This is a genomic window from Massiliimicrobium timonense (genome assembly GCF_002160865.1).
Lineage (GTDB): Bacteria > Bacillota_I > Bacilli_A > Erysipelotrichales > Coprobacillaceae > Allocoprobacillus.
Genome location: NZ_NFLJ01000001.1, coordinates 35,621 through 48,373, shown reverse-complemented (window position 1 = coordinate 48,373; position 12,753 = coordinate 35,621). Strand labels below are relative to the sequence as shown.

At 31.7% G+C, this 12,753-nt stretch carries 10 protein-coding genes; all 10 read right to left on the bottom strand.

What is annotated here, in order from left to right; all coding sequences use genetic code 11:
- Window positions 1-5: 5 nt before the first annotated feature.
- Entirely contained in the window at window positions 6-671 is a 666-nt protein-coding gene (locus B5E75_RS00195; protein WP_087356813.1) for a potassium channel family protein, read from the bottom strand.
- Window positions 672-675: 4 nt separating this feature from the next.
- Complete coding sequence (locus tag B5E75_RS00190; RefSeq protein WP_087356812.1) at window positions 676-2,076, bottom strand: TrkH family potassium uptake protein; 1,401 nt, start codon at window positions 2,074-2,076, stop codon at window positions 676-678.
- 272 nt (window positions 2,077-2,348) lie between these two features.
- Window positions 2,349-4,016, bottom strand: coding sequence for a recombinase family protein (locus B5E75_RS00185; RefSeq protein WP_206413944.1), 1,668 nt, complete (start codon window positions 4,014-4,016; stop codon window positions 2,349-2,351).
- Between the two features lie 357 nt (window positions 4,017-4,373).
- A complete protein-coding gene (locus B5E75_RS00180) occupies window positions 4,374-4,688 on the bottom strand; it encodes a hypothetical protein (RefSeq protein WP_087356810.1) in 315 nt (104 codons plus the stop codon).
- On the bottom strand, window positions 4,681-9,201 hold the full coding sequence (locus tag B5E75_RS00175) for a SpaA isopeptide-forming pilin-related protein (protein ID WP_087356809.1): 4,521 nt from the start codon (window positions 9,199-9,201) through the stop codon (window positions 4,681-4,683). Before B5E75_RS00175 ends, B5E75_RS00180 begins: the two co-directional genes overlap by 8 nt.
- A gap of 87 nt (window positions 9,202-9,288) precedes the next feature.
- Window positions 9,289-9,684 (bottom strand): type II toxin-antitoxin system PemK/MazF family toxin, encoded by a 396-nt coding sequence (locus B5E75_RS00170; protein ID WP_087356808.1) that lies wholly within the window; start codon window positions 9,682-9,684, stop codon window positions 9,289-9,291.
- A gap of 554 nt (window positions 9,685-10,238) precedes the next feature.
- Window positions 10,239-10,526, bottom strand: coding sequence for a helix-turn-helix domain-containing protein (locus B5E75_RS00165; RefSeq protein WP_087356807.1), 288 nt, complete (start codon window positions 10,524-10,526; stop codon window positions 10,239-10,241).
- Window positions 10,527-10,850: 324 nt separating this feature from the next.
- A complete protein-coding gene (locus B5E75_RS00160; RefSeq protein WP_162607607.1) occupies window positions 10,851-11,726 on the bottom strand; it encodes an AfsR/SARP family transcriptional regulator in 876 nt (291 codons plus the stop codon).
- On the bottom strand, window positions 11,723-12,196 hold the full coding sequence (locus tag B5E75_RS00155) for a hypothetical protein (RefSeq protein ID WP_087356805.1): 474 nt from the start codon (window positions 12,194-12,196) through the stop codon (window positions 11,723-11,725). Before B5E75_RS00155 ends, B5E75_RS00160 begins: the two co-directional genes overlap by 4 nt.
- Window positions 12,197-12,327: 131 nt before the next feature.
- Window positions 12,328-12,708: a helix-turn-helix domain-containing protein gene (locus tag B5E75_RS00150; protein WP_087356804.1), complete on the bottom strand. Its 381-nt coding sequence runs from the start codon at window positions 12,706-12,708 to the stop codon at window positions 12,328-12,330.
- Between the last annotated feature and the right edge of the window lie 45 nt (window positions 12,709-12,753).

Here is a 12,753-nt window from a genome sequence, read left to right as displayed (position 1 = left end):
CTATTTTAAACAATCAAATAATCAAATCTTTCAATCTTCTCAGTTTCAGCTACCATTAAGAAATGATCATTCATACGTAAAACATATTCCGGATTGACAGATAATTCAATCTTTTGTGTTTCCATATCACGTTGACCTAAAATATTAATACCATATTTCTTTCTTAAGTCCAAAGAAGATAATGTATGACCAACCCATGCTTGAGGGACTTTCATTTCCACAAGACTATAATTTTCATCAAGTTCTACTAAATCTGTAATATTCTTTCTCAATAGTGTACGAGCAACTCTTTCACCCATTTCCTTTTCTGGACGAATAATACGATCAGCTCCAATTTTCTCTAAAATGGCTTTAAATGTTTTATTCTTAGCCTTTGCAATGATATAAGGAATACCAATTTCTTTAAGATTTAAAACACCTAAAAGACTTTCTTCCAAATGATTACCAATAGCGACAATTCCGACATCAAATTCTTCAAGACCTAAATCAACCAAAAACTGTTTATCAGTAATATCACCAATGACAGCCTTTGTGGCAAATTCAGATACTCTTTGTACACATTCAGGGCATTTATCTACAGCAACAACTTCACACCCATATTGAGATAATGTTTTGGTAATTGTTGAACCAAATACACCTAATCCTAAAACAACAATCTGTTTACTTTGCATTTTTCTATCCTATAAGAACATCAGCTGTTGGATACATGATGTCCTGTCCTTTCTTTTGTTTATATTTTTTAGCGAAAACAAATACCATTGTCAATGGACCAATACGTCCAATATACATTAATATAATAATGACAATTTTTCCCAACACTGTCAATGTTGGTGTTAATGAAGCCGATAAACCAACTGTACCAAAGGCTGAAAAGACTTCAAAAATCAAATCAATAAAATCTGCACCTTCATTCATTGACAGGATAAATAATCCTAATGTACATATAAAGAAACTCAATATAGCAATCGTCAATGAACGTTTGACAACCTGATCATCAACACGACGTTTAAACATAGATACAGTTTCATAACCATTCTGCAATGAGAAAATATACATCAATGAAATGACTAATGTCACCGTTTTAATCCCTCCAGCTGTTCCAGCAGGAGAACCACCAATAAACATCAATATTGACATAAATAATTTTGTTGAATCATGCAATGCTGCCATATCTACTGAAGCAAAACCTGCAGTTCTTGTCGTTGTTGACTGGAAGAAACTGGCAAGAACTTTATCACCAAATGATAATGAACCAATCGTACCAGGATTATTATATTCCAAAAGCAAGATAACAAGTGTTCCCCCCAATAACAATGATACAGTTGCAGTTAAAACAACTTTTGTATGCAATGATAATGAAGAAAAGAATGTTTTTAGCTTAAAGAATTTAAAATTTTCTTTATAATGGCGCCATGACATTCTTAAATCAATCCATACAACAAAACCAAGACCACCGGCAATAATTAAACCAGCAATTGTAAGATTGACAAGAATATTAGTTTGATAAGGTATCAATGAATTAGGCCCAATTACATCAAATCCAGCATTACAAAAGGCTGAAATAGAATGCCATAATCCATAATATAATCCTTTAACAACACCAAATTCTGGCACAAAGACAAGACTTAATAATACTGCCCCCATTAATTCGAAGAAAGCCGTATATTTAATGACTCTTTTGATATAAATACCAATCGCTGCCATTGAATTTTGATTCAATGCTTCCTGCATAATAATCTTATTTGTATATGTTAATCGCTTTCTTAAAGCATAGATAAACATATTCAATAATGTCAAGAATCCTAAACCACCTATTTGAATCAATAAGATAATGACTAATTGTCCAATCAATGTATATTGATCAGCCACAACAACAGGGACAAGACCAGTCACACAAGTTGCTGATGTTGCTATAAACAAATGATCAATATAAGGAGCAATTGTTCCCTGATTAGAAAATGGACATGCCAATAAAAGTGAACCTATCAATATCACCATAAAAAAACTAAAGGCAATACGTCGCATAGGTGAAAAGGATTTCTTTTTCTTTGATTTATGAAAATCTACCGTTTCCATATTTTTCCTCCGCACATGTTTTATAATATTTTTACAAAATGATGATTATATCATCTATTATATCACTATCTCTCTAGCAGACAACTCCTTTCAGATCTGTCTATAAAAAACAGATTCTTTTAAAAGAATCTGTCGATAGATTATTTTATAAGGATAAAATAAAACACATCGAATAAATAAAGCATATTTGCTTTATGACAGACTCCACCACTTATTCGAGAACCATTTTAACACACCTAACTTTTTTGTCAATATATACAATGTCTTTTCTCTTATTTTGTCAGGAGAACAATATTTTCAACGTGCTCATTTTTGTCCAAACCAAATGCATAATTTTCTTCTATAATTGGCAACTTAAATTTCATGCTTTTGATCCATTGTCCATTGCTCTGTCTTTCTTCATATATTTGTATTTCATCAATTAATAGTTCTACAAGTTTTCTTTTCTCTTCATCACTCATTATACAGAACAATTTATCAAATTGCATTAAAATTTTATAAATATTATCACTGGTAAGTTTTTCAGATTCTATAGTTTCTTTTCTTGCACAAGCATCATTCAACATTACTCTAACATCATCAATTTTATCATACATAGAATACAAGCGTTCATTTAAATCATTTTTTATTTCCATATAGTGCTTATTTTCAGGGTCAAGCATGTCAACTTCATTAATTAAGTTATTTTTGACTAACTGGTATTGTCTTAATTGTTTTTCATAATTACCAATTTCTATATCTATCTCAGTGGTATCAATTTTTGTGTCTATTTTATCTTTTATCATATCAGCAAACTTAGAATTATTAATGAGTTTAGAAATAATTTCTATTACTGCTCCATTCAAAATATCTTCATTGATTTGCTTATTATAAGTACACCTCTGTCCATCAATAAATTTTCTATGTTTACAAGCGTAATAAAAAAAATCTTTATATTTTGTTCCATCTTTTTTATACTTAATTGACTTATTACCATACATTCCAGTCCCACAAATTGGACACTTCACAATACCAGATAATAAATGTCTTTGCATGTTTCTCCTTCTATTAACTACCTCGTATTTCTTAGCTTGTGTAATAATTTTTGTCTGTGTTTTTTCCCATAGTTCATCATCAATGATTGCTTCATGTATACCATCCACTAATAAATAATCGTCAGATTTTACTTGTTTATAATCATTTCTAGTTCCATGAACTTTTTCTGTTTTGCGTCTCCCATACGCGATTTTTCCACAATAAACAGGATTATTTATAATCATTCTAATTAAATGTGGATTAAAGACAGGATATTTCCCATTATGCCTTGCAATTTTTCTAATACCATGATTTTCTAAATATTTTGCAACACCATTTGCTCCCATATCTGTATTTGCATACAAATCAAAAATCAACCTTATTGCTTCAGCTTCCTCTTCGTTTATCTGTAAAAATCCTTCTACCAACTTATAACCATACGGAGCAAAGCCACCATTCCACCTACCTTCTCTTGCTTTCTGAATTCGTCCTTCCATTGTTTGTATCCTAATGTTTTCTCTTTCAATTTCTGCTACTGCGGAAAGAACAGATATCATGAGTTTACCAGCATCTTTAGAAGAATCAATTCCATCTTCTACACAAATTAAATTAACACCATAATCCTGCATAATTTGTAATGTTGATAATACATCTGCAGCATTTCTTCCAAATCTCGATAATTTATATACGAGCACAAATGAAATTTTGTCTTTTCCACTAATAATATCATTTAACATTTGTTGGAATTGAATTCGACCCTCAATAGATTTTCCAGACTTTCCTGCATCTTCATATTCATGAACAATATTAAATTGACTATAGTCAGCAAATGCCTTTATTCGAGACTTTTGAGCATCTAATGAATATCCATCAATTTGCATTGTAGTAGAGACTCTAGTATAAGTATATACATTTGATTTTTCCATAAAAAACCTCCTTCTTTTCAAGAAATACATTATGTAACTATTTGTGTAAAATAATTTCACACAAACAGTTTATACTTCAGTGTTCTAAATCAATCTCTATTTCATTTTAGTGAATTAATAACTTTTACTCAACGATGTCATTATTTCCATCATTTAACTCAATACAACTGAAGTATTTTTCAATCATTTCCTTTATGAATTTTAAGAATTCAGTCCAATTATCTGTCATTTGAGTTCTCCTATCTACATATCAATCTAGAAAACAGATATGTAAATCATCTAATAAAAAATTAAAAATACAAGTCCCATGAATCATCTATCATACAACTTGTATTTTTAAGCAATTATTTTTATAATCTATTTTCCCCAAGAATATAAATAATCCAACGCTTCAATAATTTCTTTTCTGCTATATTCATTTGCATGTTTAATAATGTACTTCACAGCTTCTCTTTGTAGATTTCTATTTCTTGGTAGATCTGAAATAAATACATCATACATATTTGCTATAATTTCTAAAAGCTCTTCATTATTATTAAGAGGGAGAAATTCTCTCCCTCTTATTGTTTGTATTCTATTGCGTTTAGATAACTTTACAGCATGATATACTTTTAAAATTAAGATTATGCAAGCTGTTATAAGAAATAATGATAAATATATTGAACTATTCATAATCTTTTCTCTTCTTTCTTAAAGCAATCATTAATACTGCCCCGCTTAATCCAGCAAGGGTTATCCATGAACCAACATGAGACACATCCCCAGTCTTAGGATTATCATTTCTTGGAGTTACTGTATCTTTCATGACAATCTTTTGACCATCTTTAGCTATAAAAGTAATACTTTCAGCAATATCATAGCCTTTAGGTGCAATGATTTCAGTCATGACATACTCTTTACCTTCGACCAAATACTTAATTTTATGAGGTGTATCAGTAGATACCCACTCATCAATAGTTTTTCCAGTTTCTTTATCTGTTACTGAAATTTTAGCACCTGGTAATTCTTCGCCAGTTGTGATGTCTATCTTACTGAATTCCATCTCTGTTGGTTTGTTTTCACAAACAACCTCTAATAAATCACCATCTTTTGTTACTTCAACTTTATAGATATGATCATTCAATACATAACCATCTACTTGTTTAGATTCTTGTACAAAATAAGTTCCAAGTTCTAATTCATCAAATAAAGCAATTCCTTCTTTATCCGTTTTAACTGACTTGATGATATAGCTCATGTCTTCATGAACTGAAATATTGAATTGAACATCAGATAATGCTCCTTTAGTATCAAAATCCACTTTCTTTACAGAAATTGTTCCACGAGCCAGTTCATTATCAATGATTCCATCGTTTCCAATCATGATTGTATATTTAGATACATCTTCTCCATGATAAGCAACTTCAAAGTCATACTCTCTTTCATTTAGAACATACTGAGCATTTGTTTGAAGTTCAGTTAAATAATAAACACCATTTGGCAAGTCAGGTACAGTAACTAAATGACCATCTTTATCAATACCTGTTGTACTGATTAAAGAACCATTTTCGATTGCTACATTTCCCATGTAGTCATAAATATCTTCTCTGGCATAGATCCCAAACACAATATCTTTGTATGCATCGTCACTCTTAAAGATATTTTGTTCCTCTAGAACTTTTGTCATATCAATATCAAATGTTGGTCGTTTATTTTCTAAAGTTGATTCGATAATTTGAAGATCAGTTATCTGGCTATCCTTGATTTCAAAATAATGTTTATTTGTATCTAATAGATATCCATGAGGTGTTTTCGTTTCTTGGTAATAGTATTTTCCTACTGGTAGCTTTTTACTTTTAACAGATTCCCAGTCAGATTCCAATACTTCTACTTTATCACCTTCATGGAAATAAGTTGTATTTCCAATTTTGATGTCTTCAGCAGCATAAATAGTTACTTCAGCAGCTAAAAGATTTGATTTATTCCATATTGGGGAATAAGTAGTACCAAATTCTGTCTGACCAATAATGACTTGGTCAAAAATTTCTCCAGTCTTATTCCATTTTAGTTCGCCAAAGACCATTTCATCTTTCATCTCTACTGACTGAATTTCACCGGTATCTGAAACTGTAAATTCAACCTCATCTGCAATTGCATAACCATAAGGCGAACTTGTTTCTTTCAATACATAGGTTTTTCCTACTTCAAGACCTTTAATAATATGTGGCTTAATTGTGCCATCTTCATTTTTTCCATCTTGGCCACTGATCCAAGTATCAAAGATTTCTCCTTTACTATCTTTAGGATAAACTGTTAAATGTGCACCCTCAATTTCATCTTTATTTGTGATGTCTTTTTTAGATATTTCAACCTTTGTAATATCATTCATAAATACATATGAGAATTTTAATGTTTCTTTATCCTGTCCTTGATAAGAAGTATCAACTGTCTCTAATTGCGTAGTAGACGCATAACCAATAGGTGCTTTCATCTCTTTGATTTCAAATAAATTTCCAATTGGTAAATCTGAGTCAAAATGTGCAACACCATTCGAGTCAGATACTGCTGTTTCAATCAATGTGCCTTTTTCTACTAGCAGACGTTTACTTCTCATAGGACGGTTATCTATTCCATAAATATTCTCTTTTGCATATAATCCAAATACTGCGCCACTTAATGGTGTACCAGTGTCTTTGTCTTGTTTTTCAACTTCAATTTCAACTTTCTGACGATTATTTTCATACTCTACATCATAAAATACAACTGATGTATGTTCATCTTTGTAAGTGAGTGAAACTTTTTTTATTTCTTTGTTAATGACAAAACCATCACCTGCAGTCTTTTCATAAATATTATATTTACCTAATGGTAATAAATCTGTTTCTGCGTATCCATAATCAGTAGTAAGTTCTGCGACCTTATCCCCTTTTGCATAAATAAGGGTTTTCTGGTTATCTGCAGAGTAAATATCTTCATCAGCTTTTACAATGAATTTTGTACCATTTACTGGTAATTTTTCATATATAAACTGAATGTTCCCATTTGAATCTTTAAAAATATTAGTAACTTGTTCTCCAATTTTAGCAACAGAGATACTACCTTTAACTGATATATCTTCCTTAGTCACACTAATGATTGGTGTCTTACCATCATCAGCAATCTGATAAGGTGTATTCGCTGATACAGTAAATTTAATAGGTTCCTTATCTAAAATATATCCTTCTGGTGCATGAATTTCTTCAATTTGATATTCTCCTATGCCCAATGTGCTAGGAGTTGTGACAGTACCACTTTTATCGGTTTTAAATTCTGTCATATAATGAGGAATTGGAAACCATACCCATTGTCCTACATATTCTCCTGTATCAAGATTTTTGATCTTGAATGTCGTATCAGGAAGTAAGATGGTTTTACCTGTTTCTTTATCTAGCTTAACTGCTTTGATCAGTGCTTTAAATGGAGCATCATTTAATACTTTCCAAGATTGTGGTTCACGACTATCATAATCGATAACCACAGTAAAATCATTTACTGGATATACATTATCAGGAATTTTTGTTTCCTTAACAGTATAAGTACCATAAGGAAGTTCAATAGATTTTGCATATCCCTTTTTATCAGTCTTTAAAACATCATAAGCTTTTGCTTTATCCCAACCATTTTTCTGAATATCACTGTTCAATTTTACTGTGAATTCTGCTCCCTCCAAAGTATCTGCTTCGCCACTTTCACCATCACTTGAGATTTTGATGATTTCAAAAGCTTGTTTCATGACCTGTTCTTTTGATATCTGTGAACGTAATATTTTTTCTACTGTTTGACCTTCATAACTGCAATAAATATCATAGATATTTGAATCAATAAGATACCCATTGCTAGCGTGTGTTTCAACTGCTTGATAATGACCTAAAGGCAAGTTATCAATAGATTCCATCTTACCTTTTTCGTCTGTAACTCTTGTTGCTACTATATCGCCTTTTGAATAAAATTTCTTTGTTTTTGCTTTGTTGTAAATATCTTCAGCAGCTTTTAACTGATATGTTGCACCTTTTAATGTTGCATCTCCTTGAGGGGTTTCACCAGTTTCCTTATCAACTTTTGATAAGATAATCTGTGCTGAAGGCTCTTTATTGCTGAAATCAATCGTTGTTGCTTGATTTGCCTTGATGGTAAATCCTTTTTCATTGACGTTGATCAAATAACCATCAGCCGACTTAGTTTCAACTGCTTTATAATCTCCTAATACAAGATTATCTAATTTTATCTGCCCATTACTGTCTGTAGTATGTGTTTCATCAAAGCCATTTGGACCAGTAATTCTAAATGTCGTGTCTTTAACGGTTGCTGAACCGTCATCATTATACTTTGTTAATTCAAGGCTACCAAACTTATTGACCTTAACAGATAGCTTTATCTGCAATGGATCAGAAATTTTAAACTTAGCAACAGATTGTGTCTTGCCATTGTAGAATGCAACACTTGCTCCAACCTGAGCCGGGTCAATATTTCTCTGTAAAGTAATTGTAGCTTTATCTGGTGAATCAGCTGTTCCAGAAATAATAAGTTTATTGCTTCCACTGATTGAAACATTTAATCCACCATCATCTTTAACAACCATGTTCTTAAGTGAACTATTGGTATCAGTTAAAGTAATTGACTTTCCTGCATCCACTTCATAATCTCCATCAGTAAATGAAGGTGTCTTTTTATAAGCAGCTACATCTGCTTTAATTTCATTCCACAATTTCACTGTCGTAGCGTAATCAGGATTTGTTGGAGTTTCTACATAACACATGTCTGTATGACCTTGGCTTTCATGCAAGGTTTTCCAGATTAATCCTTGGGTAATGGCATACCAGTCTTTGCCTTTTCGACCATCAACTTTTGAACCGAAATACGCAATTAAAGATAGTTCCTTAGCCATCTCTTGTGAAATACCAACTGTACTCCATTCTACATCATTCATGGTGACACCACTTTTAAAGCTTGTAAAAGCATCAATACAAAAAACTTGTTCTCCATTAATGAAAAGTTCTGCTTCATGTTCATCTCGTCTACCTGTGCTAGGATCTGCAAGCCACCATGTCGAATGATTCTTAGCACTTGTTGTATAGGTTTCGGCACGAACACTGATAGGAGTAAAGTTTGAAAATATCATAAGAAATGACATAAAGCTAATGAATATTCCCTTTATTTTTCCTTTCATTTTGTTCTCCTTTCTTTTTTAAGATAAATTCCTTTCATTTTCTAAAAAAAGTGTGATTCCATCACCTCCTTCAACACACTTTTTCGATTAGATTTTTTCATCCGAATAATTTAATCGTAATAGATAATTTAAAGATAAACTTTTAACTAATGCTTTATCTATTGCAAGCATCTCTCTTTTACTTGTTCTACCTAGATATTCTCTTACTCTACGCTTATCAACCGTTCTTAACTGTTCAAGCAGTACGACCGATGGTTCATCTAATGCAGGATTTTCCTTCAATAAGTAATGAGTAGGTAATTGTCCGTTCTTAGAAGTTTTAGATGTAATCATAGCCACTATCAATGTTGGTGCATGTCGATTTCCCGAATTGTTTTGTATTACAACTACCGGTCTACTTCCTCCTTGTTCAGAACCAATTACAGGATTTAAATCCACATAATAAATATCACCTCTGCGATAAACCCAATCTTTATTTAACATACAATATCCTCCTTTCTTGGGTATGTAACAAAAGGCTGTAAATAATATCACAGCCTTTCCTTTTCATATGTGAATCCCATATTTGTCCTTAACACCCCTGGGAAAATAATACGTTTTGTATTTATCGGGAAATCATCAGACGGCTATCAGCTACATAGCTCCATAGGCTTTCGCACCTCCTCGTGGTTCTCACGAAGCCGCCTCCATTGCGTGATCCTATAAACAGGGCTGTGGCTAGACGGAAGTATCATTATACCTGTTGGTTTCATCGCCTTATCAAAAGCTATTTGATATTTACAAGCCAATATGATTTCGCTATTGATATTGTTGAAACAACTACAACTGTTTTTGATTTGTATTCTTCAATACCAGTCATTGCGTATTGCTGACGTGGCTGGCACTTGTTAGCACCTACAACAGGAACGTATCTGATGAATGATTATTCTATTGTCAAGGAACTATTGTAGTTATATCTGACTACACTTAGATTGTAACTGTTCAAAAGTCATTTTTTTATGACCTTGTAGAGTGGATACTCACTCTCTAAGAGTGAGTTATAACCTTTTCAACATTTCAGTAAGTAAAGCAATAACTCTATGTATGATTTCTTTCATGCTTAAATATTTATTTCTTTCTCCAAGAATCAAATAATCAAGTGATACATCTAAAACAACACAAAATTCAACAGCTAAATCTATAGAAATCCCTTTTGAACCTCTTTCGATATTTCCTAGCGTACTTGTTGCTATATTCAATTTTTCAGCCAATTGATCTTGGGTCAAACCTATACTGTTACGCATATCTTGGATTCGTTTTCCACATTTTTTTTGATCGTAATACATTGTTTCTCCTCCATTTCTTGAAATTTTTAAAAAATCAAGAAACTAAGGTGGTGCACGTATACAAATATGAATTACAAAAAAGAAAAAGGACCGAATGAATCTGCATATATATGCAAAAACAATCGCTCCTTGCGTTGGTATCATATTCATTTTTAACCCTCACCTTTCATGCAATGTGTCTTTGCATGAAAAATGTATAAAGTGAGAGTGCTATATATTGTTACATGACAGTCTTCTCATGGTGATGTATTGGTCATTTTAAAGTGATGTGGGCATTTGAGGTATTCTAATAGACTTTTGGAAGTCATTTAGAAGTCTTTTCATTTAAATGCCAAAATCATGTTGCTTTAGTTCAGTTAACAAGTCTTGATATTCTTCATCAATTAATACCTTCTCAGCTGTTCGTAATTCTCCTTTTGCCATTTCTACTGAACCTAATTTATCCATTGCTAAGATCAACCATAAATAAGCTTCTTTATTGGCACTATCAAGTACTAATGATTGTGAGGCATATTTTTGTATATCTTTATAATCATGAGCTTCAAAAAACATCTTTAGAAGTTCATTTGTACTTCCTAAATATTTAGAATGATAATTGGTTTCAGATAAAGTCAACCAATGTTCACCACTCGCTGATGAAAGAATAGTTCCTTTATAAATTTCTACTATTTTCTTTAATAATTCTTTTTTTGCTTCGGTAGATAATGCCGCTTGTGATTCTAACCAGAGTTTTTCAAATTGTTGAATATCAGTGATAATATTTAATTCTGGATTCAACTGATATCCGTATTTTGTTGATACTATCAATCTATCAGATAGCATATCTTTTAATTGTAAATTCAAACGATAAACCAGAGCTTTTACTTTCTTGCTTGGGTTATCAATGATTTCATCTGGCCATATTGCATCACAGATCAATCTAGCTGGATGCGATGTTCCTTTATTCAAAAGCAAGTAAGTTACTAAACGAATAATACTTGGAGAATTCAATTCTTCCTCTCTTAAAACATCCTTTGAAGTTATAATTTCCATAGTTCTAAATATATTGATAACAATATCCTTATTATTTGTTATTTTAGTATTGAATGGTTTATCCTTTTCTGATTGATTCAGCTCATTAAGTGTTGAATACATAACATAAGATATAGTTTGCAAAAATCCAATATGCTCTCTATGCTTTCTTGGATTAACAACAATCAAAATCCCGATGGATTTTTCCAAAATGGAAAAGCTAAATATGAATCAACCTCTACTTTTTTGTACAAATAATAATCATTTGAATTATCATCTTTATCTTTTGAAGCATCCAAACAACTAATTGGATTGCCCTTATGCAATGCTTCAATCCACTCAAGAGGTGGAGTAAAATCTTTCATATCATAATATTTTCGCTCTAGTGTTTCTTTTGTTTTCTTGCTATACCACCACTTCGGTGCCCATTTGTTAAGAAATAAATCAACCTCAACAACACCACACCATTCAGCATCATAAAATTCTGCACCTGCAATCAATGTTCTATTTGCAATTTCTTCTGGATCATCGCTATTATGCACATCACTTTCCAGCTCACAAATATTTTTTTCAAAATCAATAGCATATTCTAAAAATGACCAATCTTTATTTTTTAATGCTTCTTTGATTTCCGTCTTACTTCCCAAATATCTTCCCATATCGACTTCCACCTTTCAAAAAAACCGCAAAAACTATCTATCAATCAGACAGCCTTGCGGTTTATTGATTTATATGGATTGACTGTCTAATCTATTCTATTAGGCAAACCAAGATACTCCATAAAACTTTCTCACTCGTCATTTTTTGTTTGAATATTTGATAATAATGAATCTAGTATATCATTGACAATACATAACATCTGAGAAGTACATCGATTTAATTTCTCTGATATTTCATTATCAATTTTATATTTTGGATAAGCATAGGGACTATCCATTAAGAAATAATCTATACTTTTATCCAACGAACAACTAATTCTCACCATCAATTCTAATGACGGTTTGTTCACTCCGTTTTCAATTGCACTAAGATGATTACTCGTGCAATCACATATTGCAGCAAGATCGGCTTGTGTCAATTTTTTTTGCTTGCGTACTTTTTGAATACGTTTGCCTATCTTGGCATAATCTAATTTTACAAGCTCGTCTTTAACATCCAATAAATCTTGCATTTGTAATCACCTCCGTCCTGTACTTTTATAAGCTTATTATAAAAA

Bases quoted from the DNA above. Each gene is read 5' to 3' on its own strand.
- B5E75_RS00195 (WP_087356813.1), bottom strand. From the start codon at position 671: ATGCAAAGTAAACAGATTGTTGTTTTAGGATTAGGTGTATTTGGTTCA.
- B5E75_RS00190 (WP_087356812.1), bottom strand. From the start codon at position 2,076: ATGGAAACGGTAGATTTTCATAAATCAAAGAAAAAGAAATCCTTTTCA.
- B5E75_RS00185 (WP_206413944.1), bottom strand. From the start codon at position 4,016: ATGGAAAAATCAAATGTATATACTTATACTAGAGTCTCTACTACAATG.
- B5E75_RS00180 (WP_087356810.1), bottom strand. From the start codon at position 4,688: ATGAATAGTTCAATATATTTATCATTATTTCTTATAACAGCTTGCATA.
- B5E75_RS00175 (WP_087356809.1), bottom strand. From the start codon at position 9,201: ATGAAAGGAAAAATAAAGGGAATATTCATTAGCTTTATGTCATTTCTT.
- B5E75_RS00170 (WP_087356808.1), bottom strand. From the start codon at position 9,684: ATGTTAAATAAAGATTGGGTTTATCGCAGAGGTGATATTTATTATGTG.
- B5E75_RS00165 (WP_087356807.1), bottom strand. From the start codon at position 10,526: ATGTATTACGATCAAAAAAAATGTGGAAAACGAATCCAAGATATGCGT.
- B5E75_RS00155 (WP_087356805.1), bottom strand. From the start codon at position 12,196: ATGGGAAGATATTTGGGAAGTAAGACGGAAATCAAAGAAGCATTAAAA.
- B5E75_RS00150 (WP_087356804.1), bottom strand. From the start codon at position 12,708: ATGCAAGATTTATTGGATGTTAAAGACGAGCTTGTAAAATTAGATTAT.